Consider the following 13,804-nt stretch of genomic DNA (forward strand, 5'->3'; position numbering starts at 1 on the left):
ACTTCTCTCCGCCCGCCGCCCGGGTGTTGATTGACGGTATGATGCGTGTCCTCCTCCATCGCCTGCTCGCCGGCCTGATCCCGGCCTGCCTCGGCCTTCTCGGCCCGGCGCGCGCCGAGGACGCGGCCCCGCGGGCGGTGGTCGAGCTGTTCACCAGCCAGGGCTGCTCGGCCTGCCCGCCGGCGGACCGGCTGGTGAACGAGCTGGCGCGCGATCCCGGCGTGATCGCGCTCACCCTGCCGGTGACCTACTGGGACTATCTCGGCTGGAAGGACACGCTCGCCAGCACCTCGTTCACCGCCCGCCAGCGTGCCTATGCGGGCATGCGCGGCGACCGGCAGGTCTTCACCCCGCAGGCGGTGGTGAACGGCGCCGCGACGGTGGTCGGCTCCGACCGGGCGGCCCTGGAGCGCAGCATCCGCGATCCCGGCACCGCCGCGAGCCTGCCGGTGCCGGTCCGCAGCGAGGCCGCCCCCGACCGCATCGTGATCGAGGTCGGTCCGGCCCGGGAACCCGGCCGCAGCGCGGAAGTGTGGCTGCTGCCGGTCGCCCGCGCCCGCGAGGTCGCGATCGGGCGCGGCGAGAATCGGGGGCGCACCGTCACCTACCGCAACGTGGTGCGGGGCATGCACCATGTCGGCTCGTGGCGCGGGACGCCGGCCCATTACGAGGTGCCCCGCACCGCGCTGGCGGTGGCCGACGCCGATTCCTACGTCGTGGTGCTCCAGGCCGAGAATAACGGGCCGGGGCGCATCCTGGGGGCTGCCAAGGGGCCGGGCTTGTGAGAGCCTGCTCGACGATGACAGACATGGATTCCGTCCACCGCCTCGTCGTGAGGTCGTGAAGGGGACGAGAGCGGCGCCGAGAGAACGCGTCGCCAGGAGGAGACGCGCGTGACCGGTCCGACCGATATCCCCGCCCACACCCTGCCCGAGCGCAACCGCCGGGTGCTGCTCGCCCGCCGGCCGGCCGGGATCCCGCAAGCCGAGGATTTCAGCCTCGACGCCGCCCCGGTGCCCGAGCCGGGCCCGGGCGAGATCCTGGTGCGCAACCTCTACCTCTCGGTCGATCCGGCGCAGCGGGGCTGGGCCAGCGCCGAGGCCAATTACTCGCAGCCCGTGCCCCTCGGCGGGCCGATGCGGGCGCTGGCGGTCGGCGTGGTGGTGCGCTCGAACAGCCCCGACGTCGCCGAGGGCGAGTTCCTGTACGGCTGGTTCGGCTGGCAGGATTACGCCGCCGTACCGGTCTCGGCGATCTTCCGGCACTGCACCGAGGCGGTGCCGCTCTCGGCCCATGCGGGCCTGCTCGGCCTGAACGGGCTCACCGCCTATCTCGGGCTGATCGCGCTCGGCCGGCCGCAGCCGGGCGAGACGGTGCTGGTCTCGACGGCTGCCGGCGCCGTCGGCTCGCTCGTCGGCCAGATCGCCCGCAATCTCGGCTGCCGCCCGATCGGGCTCACCGGCGACGATGCCAAGGTCGCCCGCTGCCGCGAGGCGTTCGGGTATGCGGAGGCCTACAACTACCGCACCGACGACTGGGCCGCCGCGCTGGGGCGCGAGGCGCCGGACGGGGTGAACGTGTATTTCGACAATGTCGGCGGGCCGATCCTCGACGCGGCGCTCCGCCGGATGGCGGTCGGCGGGCGGATCGTCCAGTGCGGCACCGCCTCGGTCGCGAGCTGGACCGAGACGCCGACCGGTCCCCGGGTCGAGCGCGAGATCCTGACCCGGCGCCTCGTCTGGAGCGGCTTCGTGGTGCTCGACCACAAAGTCCGGTTCGAGGAGGCGGTCGCCGCGCTGGCGGGCTGGCACGCGGAGGGCCGTATCGTCCTCGACGAGGACGTTTCTGCGGGCATCGAAGCCGCCCCCGGGGCGATCGCCGCGCTCTACCGCGGCGAGAACCGCGGCAAGAAGCTGATCTTCGTCGGATAGGCGTCGGGTTCGTCGCTTCCCCCGGCGCAGCTTTGGTCGAATGCGCGATTCGTGGCACCGAACCTCGTCGGGAGCAGGCCTGCCAGTCTGCGCGGCGCTCAATTGACACTGAGCGACTGAATATAATCCTAAAAAATAAATCGATACCTCATCCCGGCGGCGGGAACAGTTCCTGCGATTGACGCGCCTCGGGGACGCGTGCAGATGCGCGCGATCAAGACCGATCTCGTCGTCCCGGTCACCGGCCCCCATGAACGCCAGCGATCTCACCTTCGCGTCCAGCGACTTCCTGCGCGTCCTCGACGCGCGAGGCCTGACGGGCTCCTGGTGCTGGGTGTTCGCGACGAACACCCAAGTCTGGTCGCCCGGGCTGTTCCACCTGCTCGGATTGCAGCCGCACCTGTTCCCGCCGAGCTACGACCTGCTGCGCGGGATGCTGCATCCCGAGGACCGGGATACGATCGAGACCGCCGCGCAGGTGGTGCGGGGCGACCTGCGCCGCGAGCGCGTCGTCCGCGTCATCCGGCCGGACGGCACGATGCGGATCCTGTCCGCCAACGGCGAGGTCCACTACGCGCCGGACGGGCGGCCCCGTTCGGCGATGGGGACGTTCCTGGACGTCACGGACCGCGAGAGCCTGCGACTGACGCAGAGGGCCCGGCAACGCCAGTACCTCGCGCTCGTCGAGCAGTCGCGGACGCTCGTCTTCTCCCACCGCATCGGCTGGGAGACGCAGGCTTATCCGAGCTTCAGCAAGCTGCTGGCGCCCGACGACGACGAACTGGCCGCCGACCCCCTCGCGGCCATCGTGAAGGAGCAGCGCGAGACGACGCGGGAGATCCGCCTGCACGCGCTGGCGCACGGGCTGGTGCACCAGGGCACGACGCTGCTCCGGATGGCGGGGGGCATCCGGGAACCGTTCCGGAGCGTGATCGTCCCGGTCCGCAACCGCGCCGGCGAGATCGTCGAATGGACCGGGGTCATTGGTCCCGCCGACCAGTCTTCCGGCCAAGCGGTGTCGGACGGCCTGCGGCAGGGGCTAGAGCAGATGGTGCGGGGCCGTCACCTGCGCGCGGCGCGCGGCCTGCTCGGCTGGTCGATGTCGGTACTCGCAGAGGCGGGCGGCCTGTCGCTCTCCACCGTCCGGCGGCTCGAGGAGGATGCCGAGCATCAGGCGGACCGGTCGCGGCACAAGGCGGTCGCGGCCCTTCGCGGCGCCGGCATCCGCTTCATCGCGCTGGACGACGGCACCCTCGCGGTCGCCCGGGTCTGACCCTTTGCGAGGGCCGGAGCGCGGGGCTCCGGCCGGGGGGATCAGTCGACCCACTCGCCGCCCCGCATCAGCGGCTCGGACCGGCCGTCCGGCGTCACCCCGTCGACGTCGACCTCGGCCGAGCCGATCATCCAGTCGATGTGGATCAGGCTGCGGTTGGAACCGCGGGCGGCAAGGTCCTGCTCGCTCAATCCGGCTCCGCCGTTGAGGAAGCACTTGCTGTAGGCCTGACCGAGCGCGATGTGGCTCGCGGCGTTCTCGTCGTAGAGGGTGTTGCAGAACAGGAGCCCGGAGGCCGAGATCGGCGAGGAGGCCGGCACCAGCGCGACCTCGCCGAGGCGGCGCGCGCCCTCGTCGGTGTCGATCACCTTCGCCAGCACGTCGGCCCCGGTGCGGGCGCGCGAGTCGACGATGCGGCCCTCCTCGAAGCGGACCGCGATCCCGTCGATCAGGGTGCCCTGGTAGGAGAGGGGCTTCGTCGCGCTGACATGGCCCTGCACCCGCATCTTGTGGGGGGTGGTGAAGACCTCCTCGGTCGGGATGTTGGCGTTGCAGGTGATGCCGTTCTTCGCCGTGGCGGCGCCGCCGCACCATTCGTGGTCGTCGGCGAGGCCCACGGTCAGGTCGGTGCCGGGGCCGCGGAAATGCAGGGCGGCGTAGCGGCGCGCGTTGAGGGAAGCGGTGCGGTCGCTGAGCGCCCGGTTATGCGCCTCCCAGGCGCCGACCGGATTCGGCCCGTCGACCCGCGAGGCGGAGAAGATCGCGTCCCACAGCCGGGCGACCGCCTCGGTCTCGGGCAGTTCCGGAAACACCGTGCGGGCCCAGGCCGGCGTCGCCGCCGAGACGATGGTCCAGTTGGTGGCGAAGTTGGCGATCTGCTCGAGCGCCGGCATGTAGGCCTTGGACCGGGCGCGGTTGGCCCGCGCCACCTTGTCCGTGTCCTGGCCGGCGAGTAGCGAGGGATCATCGCCCGCGATGGCGAGGCGCGCGGCGCCGCCGCGATAGGCGTTCGCCATGCCCTCGTAGAGCCAGCCCGCCGCCTTGTCGAAGGCGTCGTCGTGGCCGTGCTCGAAGCGCGCCAGCGTCGCCTGGTCGTCGGCGAGCAGGGTCGTCACCACCGAGGCGCCGGCCTTGTAGGCCTCTGCGGTGATGCGGCGGGCGAGCGGCAGCGCGTCGAGGGGCGCCGTCATCACCAGTTCCTGCCCGGGCCGGAGCCCGAGCCCGACCCTCACGGCGACCTCGGCGAGCCGGTCGAGGCGGGCGTCGAAGTCGGGGGTGTTCGTCATGGGTGGGGACCTTCGGTTCGAACGTGATTGTCGTCGCGCGACTCATCGCGCGTCGATGCCGGGCGACAGGCTTGCATGAGCGGCATCCCGACCGCCAGCACCGTCTTTCGACGTCATCCCGGGGCCGCGCAGCGGAACCCGGGATCCATAACCGCCGACGATGCCGGACGAGGCGGCACGCTTTCCGACATATTTCGAAGCGTCGGCGGTTATGGATCCCGGGTTCTCGCCAAGGCTCGCCCCGGGATGACATCGAGGGTTTCAGCCGCGTTTCGGGAGTCAGGGCAGCCTTCACGAGCGGTCGGCGAAACCTCCGCTCACCCCACCCGCGTCCAGGCGATCCCGCCCAGATCCTCCCGGAAGGCGAAGCGGGCGAGGTGCTCGGCCACCACGCCCTGCATCCGGGTCAGAGCGTCGAGATCGGGCGCCTCGACCCGCAGGGTCAGGCCCTCCGGGTCGGCCTCGGCCGTGAAGCGGCGGCCTTCCCCGAACGGCACCACCCCGCGCTCCGGCGAGAAGGTCGTCTCGGGGAACTTGTGGCTCCAGTGCTTGCACAGCTGGGTGAGGTAGCGGCTCCCGCTCTCCGTATCGACGCGGGCCTGAGCCGCCAGGGTGACGGGCTCGCTCATGCGGCGTTCCCCGCATCCTGCAGCGCCGACCAGATCGCCTGCGGCGTCGCCGGCATGTTGATGTGGCGGATGCCGCGGGGGCGCAGGGCGTCGACGAGGGCGTTCATCACCGAGGGCAGCGAGCCGGCGCAGCCCGCCTCGCCGCAACCCTTCACCCCGAGCGGGTTGGTGGTGGCGGGCACGGCGTGGCTCTCGAAGCCCATGAACGGCGCGTCGGAGGCGCGCGGCAGGCAGTAATCCATGAACGAGCCGGTCACGAGCTGGCCCTGCTCGTCATAGGCCGTGCGCTCCATGAGCGCCTGGCCGATGCCCTGGACCACGCCGCCATGGAGCTGGCCCTCGACCAGCATCGGGTTCACCAGCGTGCCGAAATCGTTGACGGTGGTGTAGCGCACCACGGTCGCGACGCCGGTCTCGGGATCGACCTCGACCTCGGCGACGTGGCAGCCGTTCGGGAAGGCCGAGGGCGATTCCTTGTGGGTGTGGGCGACGTCGAGGCTTTTCGGCGCCGACGGGTCGGGCAGGCCGGACCGCACCTTGGCGGCGAGGTCCAGCAGGCCGATGCCCCGGTCGGTGCCGGCAATGGTGAAGCGGCCGTCGCGGAACTCGATGTCGGCGGGGCCGGCCTCGAGCACGGACGCCGCGGCCTCGCGGCCCTTGGCGATCACGAGGTCGCCGGCTTCGACGAGGGCCGTGCCGCTCGCCATCAGCGACTTCGAGCCGCCGGTGCCGCCGCCGGCGATGAGCTGGTCGCTGTCCCCCTGGAGCAGGCGGATCCGGTCGACCGGGATGCCGAGCCGGTCGTGCAGCACCTGGGCGAAGGGCGTCAGGTGCCCCTGGCCGTAATCGAGGGTGCCGGTGACAATCGTCACCGTGCCGTCGGCCTCGAAACGGATGCCGCCCATCTCGTTCTGCGGCGGCGCCGTGATCTCGAGATAGTCGCCGATGCCGATGCCCCGGAGCTTGCCCTCGGCCTCGCTCTCGGCGCGCCGGGCCGCGAACCCGTCCCAGTCGGCGGCGGCGAGCGCCCGGTCGAGCACCGCCGGGAAGTCGCCCGAGTCGTAGGTGAGGCCGGACGGGGCCTTGTACGGCATGTCCGCCGGGCGGATGTGGTTGCGGCGGCGGAGCTCCACCCGGTCGAGGTTCATCTCGGCGGCCGCGGTGTCGATCAGGCGCTCGATGAAGTAGTTGCCCTCCGGCCGCCCGGCGCCCCGGTAGGCGCCGATCGGCGTGGTGTTGGTGAACAGGCAGGCGACCTCGACGTCGAAGACGGGGGTGCGGTACACGCCGACCATGTTGCGGGCGATGTTCACGGTCTGGAACAGCGGTGCCAGCGGGTTGAGGTAGCCGCCCATATTGGCGCGGCCCTTCACCCGGAAGGCGAGGAAGTTGCCTTGCGGATCCAGCGCCAGATCGGCGGTCACCGCGACGTCGCGGCCGTGATGGTCGGACAGGAAGCTCTCGGAGCGCAGGTCGGTCCACTTCACCGGCCGGCCGAGGCGCTTGGCGGCCTCGAGCAGCGGCAGGTATTCCGGATAGACCGGCGCCTTCATGCCGAAGGAGCCGCCGACATTGCCGGTGAGCACCCGCACCTTGTCGCGCGGCTGCTTCAGGACGCCGTCGGCGAGGTTGTTGCGCAGGCCGAACACGCCCTGCGAACCGACATGCAGGGTGAAGCGCCCATCTTGCGGCTCGTAGACGCCGATCGCCGAGCGCGGCTCCATCGGGTTGATGACGAGGCGGTTGTTGAGGAGGTCGAGGGAGGTGACATGGGCCGCCTTGGCGAAGGCCGCCTCGGTCGCCGCCTGGTCGCCGGTGCGGAAGTCGAGGGCGAGGTTGCCGGGAGCGTCGTCGTGGAGAAGGGGGGCGCCCTCGGCCGCCGCCTCGTCGGGCGTCGTCACGACGGGCAGGTCCTCGATGTCGAGCACCACGGCCTCCGCGGCGTCGCGGGCCCCGGCCAGGGTCTCGGCCACCACCAGGGCGATCGGCTCGCCGACGTAGCGCACGCGGTCGAGGCTGAGGGACGGATGGACCGGCTTGCGCATCGGCGTGCCGTCCTGGTTCTTGAACGGCAGGGCGTTGCCGATCGTGCCGTATCCGTCGAGGTCCGCGGCTTTGATCACCGCGAGCACGCCCGGCATGGCGAGCGCCGCCTCGGCGTCGATCCCCCGCAGGTGGCCGTGGGCGATCGGGCTCCTCACGAACACGCCGTAAGCCTGGCCGTCGAGGGCGAGGTCGTCGGTGTAGCGGCCCTCGCCCCGCACCAGCACCGGGTCCTCGGCCCGCGGCACCGGCTGCCCGATGCCGAATTTCTGCGGAGTGGCGAAGTCGCGGGCGTCGGGACGGGCGTTCATGCCGGGGCTCTCCGGGATTCTTGTCAGCGTGAGCTAGCAACTTGGGGCCGTCATGCAAGACGCTGAGCTGGCAGGCCACCCCGGCGCGCAGGGCACGGCTCGCACGGGCGGCGTGACACCGCCCTTGCGGAAGGACGGTCGGGCACGGCACCCTCCCGCCGCCGACGCCCCTCGCGGCGCATCACCGACAGGCCGGCCCGATGTCCCTCTCGATCAACCTGCCGCTGATCCTCGCGGTGGCCTTCGTCTCCACCGCCAGCCCCGGCCCCGCGACCCTGGCGATCGCCGACACGGCGATGCAGGCCGGGCGCCGCGCCGGCCTGACCCTGGCGCTCGGCGTCGTGACCGGGTCGCTGATGTGGTCGATCGCCGCGGCGCTCGGACTCGCGGCGGTGATGGCCTCGAGCGCCTGGGCCCTCGAAGTCCTGCGCTACGCCGGCGGCGCCTACCTGATGCTGCTGGCGCTCAAATCCGCCCGCAGCGCGATCGTGGTACCACTGGCGGCGCCGCCGAGCCGGGCCTCGACCTCGCGGAACTACATCAAGGGGCTCGCCCTGCACCTGACCAACCCGAAGGCGATCCTGTTCTTCGGCTCGCTCTACACGCTCGGCCTCTCGGCCGAGACCTCCCACGCCGAACTGGCCCTGGTGATCGCGGTGGTCGGCCTGCAGAGCACGCTGATTTTCACCGGCTACGCCTGGCTGTTCTCGAACCGGCGCCTGGCGCAAGGCTACGGACGCCTGCGGCGCTGGTTCGACGGCGTCTTCGCCGTGCTGTTCGCTGGCGCGAGCCTGAAGATCCTCACCGCGCGGCTGACGCCGTGACGGAAGGAGCCGCGCTGGCGGCCCTCGCCCCGCTCTTCGAGGAGGTGTTCGGCGAGCCGGTCCCGCTCACGCCGGAGCTGACCGCCGAGGATGTCGAGGGCTGGGACTCGACCCGGATGATCGAGCTCGTCATCGCGGTCGAGGCGCATTTCGGCATCAAGCTCACGACTCGCGAGGTCGACGGCCTGTCGCGCGTCGGCGATCTCGCGGCCCTGGTCGCCCGCAAGGCGTGCGCGTGACCGCCGACCTGTCCTGGCTGCCCGCGCCGCCGCAGGATTTTGCCGCACGCCTCGCCGCGGCGGAGGCGCTGCCGGACCCGCAAGCCTGGGACGCGCTCGTGGCTCTGTCGCGCACCCGTCTCGACCCGGCGCGGACCAACCGGCTCGACCGGGTCGTGCAGCGGCGCTTCCCGGAAGACTCTCCGGCCGGCCCGGCCGTCAGGCTCGCGCTTCTCGGCTCCTCGACGCTGTCGCATCTCGCGGCCGGGATCCGGGTCGGGGCGTTGCGCCGCGACCTCCGGCTCATCGTGTGGGAGGGCGCCTACGGGCAGTACCAGCGGGAGATCGACGGCGACTCGCTGCGGGACGCCCGGCCCGATGTCGTGCTCCTCGCCCTCGACGCGGTGGAGCTCCTGGGGCCGGGCGACCCCGCCGCCGGGCCGGAGGCGGCCGGGATCGCCGACGCGCTCGGCCGGCTGCGCGCCCTCTGGGCGCGGGCGAGGGCCGCGCATGGCTGCACGGTGATCCAGCAGACGCTGCTGCCGACGGCGCTCCCCCTGATAGGCGCCAACGAGCACCGGATGCCGGGCTCGCTCGCCGCCCGCACCGCCCGCCTCAACGCCGCCTTGCGGGACGCAGCGGCGGAGGAGGGCGTCGACCTCCTCGCCCTCGACGACGCCGTCTCGCGCCACGGCCTGGAGTCCTGGCACGATCCCGCCCTGTGGCTGCGGGCCCGCCAGGCGGTGACGCCGGCGGCCGGGCCGCTCTACGGCGACCTCGTCGCCCGGCTGGTCGGGGCCCGGCTCGGCCGCTCGGCCAAGGCCCTGGTGCTCGACCTCGACGACACGCTCTGGGGCGGGACGGTCGGCGAGGACGGGCTCGACGGGATCGTGGTCGGACAGGGCTCTGCGCTGGGTGAATCCTTCCTCGCGCTCCAATCCTACGCCCGCGATCTGTCGCGCCGCGGCATCGTGCTGGCAATCTGCTCGAAGAACGATCCCGAGGCGGCCCGACGCCCCTTCGCCGAGCATCCCGACATGCTCCTGCGCCTCTCCGACTTCGCAGTCGTCGTGGCGAACTGGGACGACAAGGTGACGAACCTCCGGCGCATCGCGCAGGACCTCCGCCTCGGCCTCGACGCGCTGGTCTTCGTCGACGACAACCCGTTCGAGCGCGCCCTGGTGCGCGCCCATCTGCCGATGGTGGCGGTGCCGGAGGTCCCCGACGAGCCGGCGCTCGTCGCCCGCTGCCTCGCGGATGCGGGCTACTTCGAGGCTGCGACCCTGACCGACGAAGATCGCCAGCGTACGAAGGCTTACGCGCCGGACCGCCTTCGCCCGGCCCCGGCCGGCCCCGATCTCGCCGCGACCCTGGCGGGGCTCGGCATGCGGCTCGTCTGGCGCCCGTTCGATTCGATCGGGCTCCCGCGCATCGTCCAGCTCGTCAACAAGACCAACCAGTTCAACCTCACCACCCGTCGCCTGCGCGAGGCCGAGGCCGCCGCGCTGATCGAGGATCCCGCCGCCCTCACGCTGCAGTTCCGCCTCACCGACCGGCTCGGCGACAACGGCGTCATCGCCGTCGTGATCGGCCGGTTCGCCGGCGGCGACCTCGTCGTCGAGACCTGGCTGATGAGCTGCCGCGTCATTGGGCGGCGGGTGGAGGAGGGGACTCTGGCGATTCTGGCGGCGGAGGCCGCGCGCCGGGGCGCCCGGCGCCTCGTCGGGCTCTACCGCCCGAGCGGGCGCAACGGGATGGTGGCGGATCTCTACCCGCGCCTCGGCTTCAGGCCTGAGCCGGACGGGGAGGGACGGTGGGCGCTCGATCTCGCAGGTTACGCACCGCCCGCGGACCTGCCGATGGCGGTCGCGCCGGGTTGAGCGGGATCACCGCCGCAGCCGGTTCCCCAGCACGAAGCCGAACAGCCCCATCAGCACGATGCCGGTCCCGCCCTGAACCCCGACCAGCAGGTTGGTGACCCGTCCGACCGGCTTGATGCCGATCTCCGGCGGGTTCGCCGTCATCATGTTGAGGGCGCTGTAGCTCAGGAGATCGAGGGCGTTGTAGGTCGGCGCGGTGCTGCCCTCCGGGATCAGGCCGCCGGTGAGGCCGAACAGTCCCGCAAACACCACGATCAGCACCGCGAAGGCGCGAAACAGACGCGACAGGCTCTCGCCGTAATCGCACAGCCACTCGACGAAGCGGTCGGCGACCCAGCGGTAGCCGTGGCGCAGGACGCCCTTGCGCTCGTGCTCCCTCCACGCGGCCCGGAACAGCGCCCCGGCATGCAGCCGGCCCATGCGCCGGCGCCGGCGATAGGCCCAGCCGGCCTCGTCGCGGCTGCCGATGCTCTCGAAATTCTGCTCCAGTGCCAGGTAGCTGGCCTTGGCCGCCTCGTACTCGCCGGCGACCTCCTCGCCCACCGCCTCGCCGAGTTGCGCGGCGCGAAACCGCGTGCCGTTGAGCCAGGCGCCGGCGAAGCGCGCGTGACGCAAGCCGCAGGAGGAGAGGTCGAGCCGCACCAGCGTCGCGGCCGACAAATCGGCGCCCGAGAGATCCGCCCCGTCGAGCTTGGCACCGCTCAGCTTGGCGCTGCGCAGGCGCGAGCCGACCAGCCGCGCCTTGGTCAGGCTCGCTCCCTCGAAATCGGCGTGGGTCAGGTTGGTGTCGCAGAGATTCACCTCGTCGAGGCGCGCGCCGCGAAACCGGGTGTAGTCGGCGTCCGCCCCGGTGAAATCGGCCCCCCACAGGTCGGCGCCCGAGAAATCCGCGCCGTCGAGCAGGCTGCGCGGCAGGCGGGCGAAGCGCAGGGACGCGTCCCGGAAGCTCGCATCCTCCAGCATCGCCTCGGTGAAATCGGCCTGCCCGCCCGCCACGCCGGTGAAGCGGGCGCCGCTGAGATCGGCCTTGCCGAAATCCGCCTCCTCGATCAGCGCCCCAGAAAAATCCGCCGAGCGGGCCAGCGCCCCGTCGAGCCGGGCGCGCTTCAGGGTGGCGCCGGTGAGGTCGGCCTGCTCCAGGTCGCTGCCGGGCATCGCGGCGCCGGCGAGGTTCAGGCCCTGGCGGTCCGCATCCCACCACGCCGCCTCGCCGGCGAGCGGCGAAAGGCGCTGGCGGCTCAGATCCGCGGCGCGCAGGTCGAGGGGCCGGCCGTCCCGGTTCAGGGCCGTCCCATCCCCCGCCGCGATCTCGGCGAGGAGGGCCCTGACGCGCGGATCGAGCGGAGCTTGCGGGCGCGTGTTCACCGCTCAGACCCGCCGGTCGCGTCGGGCGAGCCTGTCGATGCCATGGTGCACGCGCGTTCCTTCCGAAGGGGCCGATGCCGCCGGTATCAGCCACGGGCCGTCGGGGAAAGCAACGGCCGGGCCAGTCGCGACGGCGGCGCCATCCGACGCAGGGGCGCTGCTGCGCGTCGCAGACCTACCGGAGATCGAGCGCGCGGATCACCTCGGCCACGCGCCGCCGCGCTTCCTCGCCGAGCGGCAGGATCGGCCGCGGCGGCGCGGCGTGGCACAGACCGAGGAGATCGGCGCAGGCGAACATCACCCGCAGGCTCGAATACTCGCGGAACAGGGCCCAGAGCGGCGTGAGCCGGGCGTCGAGCCGCCGGGCCTCCGCCGCGTCGCCACGCTGCACGGCGCGGACGATGTCGAGGGCTGCCTGCGGAAACAGCCCGGCGACGACGCTGTACCAGGCATCCGCGCCGGCGATGAGCGCCTCGGTGGTGGTCCAATCGCCGCTATAACCGAGGGAGACGTCCGGCGGGACGACGGCCCGCAGCCCCGCCAGGTGCCCGGCGACCGCTTGCGCGTCCTGGCCAGGGCTCTTTACCGCGACGATGCCGGGCAGCCGGCTCACGCGGCCGATCAGCTCCGGGCCGAACCGAAAATGCGTGGTGGAGGGATTGTCGTAGAGGCAGAGCGGCAATCCGCTCTCCCGCGCCACCGCCGAGACATGCTCGAACACCTCGTCGTCGGTGAGCGGCGTGTAGGACACCGCCGCCAGCAACCCGGCCGCGGCGCCCGCCGCCCTCGCGTCCTGCGCCAGCCGCACGGCCTCGTCGGTCCGCAGCGCGCCGACGCCGACCATCACCGGCACCCGTCCCCCCGCCTCGTCGAGCGCCGCATCGAGCGCCCGGCGACGCTCCTCGCGCGTGAGGTAGGGGTAGGAGCCGGTGCTGCCGAGAAGACCGATCGAATCGACGCCCGCTCCGCACAGGCGGGCGACGAGGCGGCGCAGGGCCGGGAGGTCGACGTGGCCGTCGGGCTCGGCGGGCGTGATCGGAAAGGCGGAGAGGCCGGTGAAACGCATGGGATCAATCCTTCGAGGTCGGGGTCAGGCGGTGGGCCGCCGCGCCAGGGCGAGGCCGAGGCCGAGCGCGATCATCGCGGCACCGGAGGCTTCGCGCAGGCGGCGGACCAGCCCGGGGCGGGTCGCGGCCCCCCGGCGCAGGCGGCCGGCCGCGACGGCGACCGCGAGATCGACCAAGGTGTTGAGGGCGACCGACACCGACCCCAGGACCATGAATTGCAGCGCGACCGGCCCGGCGGCCGGATCGACGAATTGCGGAAGGAAGGCCAGGAAGAACGCGGCCGTCTTGGGGTTCAGCGCCTCGACCAGCACGCCCTCGCGGAAGGCGCGCCCGGATCCACCGGCGGGCCCGGCTTCGGCCGGCATCGCGGCCTGCTCCCGGCGGGCCGCGCGCAGCGTGCGGTAGCCGATCCAGATCAGGTAGGCCGCGCCGACGAGCTTCAGGGCCGCGAACAGTTCCGCGCTGGCGAGCACCAGGGCGGAGACGCCGACCCCACCCGCCACGACGTGGACCATGCCGCCGAGCCCCGTGCCGAGGCTGGACGCCACGCCCTCGGACCGACCCCCGGCGAGGCTTCGCGCCGCGACGTAGAACAGGCCCGGGCCTGGCGTGACGGCGAGCACGAGAGCCGCCGCGACGAAGAGGGCGAGGGAGGTCGGATCGGGCATGGAGGTCTCGGACGGGATCGCGGTGCCGCCCGGCGGGCACCTTTTTGTCGGGCAAGCGGAGCCCATACCGGCGAACTGGCCCGGCCCCTACGGCCAGTTCCGCGCATTCGCGCTGGTCCAGTTCGCCGCCGACGCCCGCTTGGTCATTCCCGACGCATTGTGCAGGGGTCCGAACGCAAACAACCCCGCGAGGCGGGAGCCTCGCGGGGTTGTTCGTATGGTTGGTTGCGGGGACAGGATTTGAACCTGTGACCTTCAGGTTATGAGCCTGACGAGCTACCGGGCTGCTCCACCCCGCGCCAGGGTGTG

Annotated in this window: 12 protein-coding genes and 1 tRNA gene; 6 read left to right on the forward strand and 7 right to left on the reverse strand. The window is 72.4% G+C overall.

All coding sequences use genetic code 11. The features are described from left to right. Positions 1-38: 38 nt before the first annotated feature. The 3 genes from BM430_RS06405 (at position 39) to BM430_RS06415 (ending at position 3,204) form a co-directional block, all read left to right on the forward strand. Positions 39-785, forward strand: coding sequence for a DUF1223 domain-containing protein (locus BM430_RS06405; protein ID WP_244539345.1), 747 nt, complete (start codon positions 39-41; stop codon positions 783-785). Between the two features lie 108 nt (positions 786-893). Continuing rightward, positions 894-1,931 (forward strand): NADP-dependent oxidoreductase, encoded by a 1,038-nt coding sequence (locus tag BM430_RS06410; protein ID WP_210188417.1) that lies wholly within the window; start codon positions 894-896, stop codon positions 1,929-1,931. 250 nt (positions 1,932-2,181) lie between these two features. Further along, positions 2,182-3,204 carry a PAS domain-containing protein gene (locus BM430_RS06415; RefSeq protein ID WP_093566401.1) on the forward strand — a complete coding sequence of 341 codons (1,023 nt, stop codon included), beginning with the start codon at positions 2,182-2,184 and terminating at the stop codon, positions 3,202-3,204. A 41-nt stretch (positions 3,205-3,245) separates the two neighbouring features. Here BM430_RS06415 and BM430_RS06420 read toward each other — a convergent pair whose 3' ends face one another. The 3 genes from BM430_RS06420 to BM430_RS06430 all read right to left on the reverse strand — a co-directional run bounded on the left by BM430_RS06420 (position 3,246) and on the right by BM430_RS06430 (position 7,473). Then, positions 3,246-4,490, reverse strand: coding sequence for an aminopeptidase (locus BM430_RS06420; protein WP_093566402.1), 1,245 nt, complete (start codon positions 4,488-4,490; stop codon positions 3,246-3,248). 317 nt (positions 4,491-4,807) lie between these two features. Then, positions 4,808-5,119 carry a DUF2218 domain-containing protein gene (locus BM430_RS06425; RefSeq protein WP_093566403.1) on the reverse strand — a complete coding sequence of 104 codons (312 nt, stop codon included), beginning with the start codon at positions 5,117-5,119 and terminating at the stop codon, positions 4,808-4,810. Continuing rightward, a complete protein-coding gene (locus tag BM430_RS06430) occupies positions 5,116-7,473 on the reverse strand; it encodes a xanthine dehydrogenase family protein molybdopterin-binding subunit (protein WP_093566404.1) in 2,358 nt (785 codons plus the stop codon). The genes BM430_RS06425 and BM430_RS06430 overlap by 4 nt, the downstream gene beginning before the upstream one ends. A 200-nt stretch (positions 7,474-7,673) precedes the next feature. On the opposite strand from BM430_RS06430, the gene BM430_RS06435 reads away from it, so the two are divergent. From BM430_RS06435 to BM430_RS06445, 3 genes are read left to right on the forward strand one after another with little or no spacing between them, the layout of a single operon-like run. Next, the gene (locus BM430_RS06435; RefSeq protein ID WP_093566405.1) at positions 7,674-8,297 is read left to right on the forward strand and encodes a LysE family translocator; all 624 of its coding nucleotides are present in this window, start codon (positions 7,674-7,676) and stop codon (positions 8,295-8,297) included. Next, positions 8,294-8,536, forward strand: coding sequence for an acyl carrier protein (locus tag BM430_RS06440; protein ID WP_093566406.1), 243 nt, complete (start codon positions 8,294-8,296; stop codon positions 8,534-8,536). The genes BM430_RS06435 and BM430_RS06440 overlap by 4 nt, the downstream gene beginning before the upstream one ends. After that, positions 8,533-10,395, forward strand: coding sequence for an HAD-IIIC family phosphatase (locus tag BM430_RS06445; protein ID WP_143131968.1), 1,863 nt, complete (start codon positions 8,533-8,535; stop codon positions 10,393-10,395). Before BM430_RS06440 ends, BM430_RS06445 begins: the two co-directional genes overlap by 4 nt. Before the next feature lie 6 nt (positions 10,396-10,401). Here the strand turns inward: BM430_RS06445 and BM430_RS06450 are convergent, their stop codons facing one another. The 4 genes from BM430_RS06450 to BM430_RS06470 form a co-directional block, all read right to left on the reverse strand. Further along, the gene (locus tag BM430_RS06450; protein WP_093566408.1) at positions 10,402-11,760 is read right to left on the reverse strand and encodes a pentapeptide repeat-containing protein; all 1,359 of its coding nucleotides are present in this window, start codon (positions 11,758-11,760) and stop codon (positions 10,402-10,404) included. 175 nt (positions 11,761-11,935) lie between these two features. After that, positions 11,936-12,826 (reverse strand): dihydrodipicolinate synthase family protein, encoded by an 891-nt coding sequence (locus BM430_RS06455; RefSeq protein WP_093566409.1) that lies wholly within the window; start codon positions 12,824-12,826, stop codon positions 11,936-11,938. A gap of 24 nt (positions 12,827-12,850) precedes the next feature. Beyond that, positions 12,851-13,495: a LysE family translocator gene (locus tag BM430_RS06460; protein WP_093566410.1), complete on the reverse strand. Its 645-nt coding sequence runs from the start codon at positions 13,493-13,495 to the stop codon at positions 12,851-12,853. A 222-nt stretch (positions 13,496-13,717) separates the two neighbouring features. Beyond that, positions 13,718-13,794 (reverse strand) — tRNA-Met (locus BM430_RS06470). Positions 13,795-13,804 lie beyond the last annotated feature (10 nt).

The organism is Methylobacterium sp. 174MFSha1.1, assembly GCF_900116815.1.
Taxonomy (GTDB): domain Bacteria; phylum Pseudomonadota; class Alphaproteobacteria; order Rhizobiales; family Beijerinckiaceae; genus Methylobacterium.

Coding starts and splice junctions, on each gene's coding strand:
- BM430_RS06405 (WP_244539345.1), top strand. CDS start 39: ATGATGCGTGTCCTCCTCCATCGCCTGCTCGCCGGCCTGATCCCGGCC.
- BM430_RS06415 (WP_093566401.1), top strand. CDS start 2,182: ATGAACGCCAGCGATCTCACCTTCGCGTCCAGCGACTTCCTGCGCGTC.
- BM430_RS06420 (WP_093566402.1), bottom strand. CDS start 4,490: ATGACGAACACCCCCGACTTCGACGCCCGCCTCGACCGGCTCGCCGAG.
- BM430_RS06425 (WP_093566403.1), bottom strand. CDS start 5,119: ATGAGCGAGCCCGTCACCCTGGCGGCTCAGGCCCGCGTCGATACGGAG.
- BM430_RS06430 (WP_093566404.1), bottom strand. CDS start 7,473: ATGAACGCCCGTCCCGACGCCCGCGACTTCGCCACTCCGCAGAAATTC.
- BM430_RS06435 (WP_093566405.1), top strand. CDS start 7,674: ATGTCCCTCTCGATCAACCTGCCGCTGATCCTCGCGGTGGCCTTCGTC.
- BM430_RS06455 (WP_093566409.1), bottom strand. CDS start 12,826: ATGCGTTTCACCGGCCTCTCCGCCTTTCCGATCACGCCCGCCGAGCCC.
- BM430_RS06460 (WP_093566410.1), bottom strand. CDS start 13,495: ATGCCCGATCCGACCTCCCTCGCCCTCTTCGTCGCGGCGGCTCTCGTG.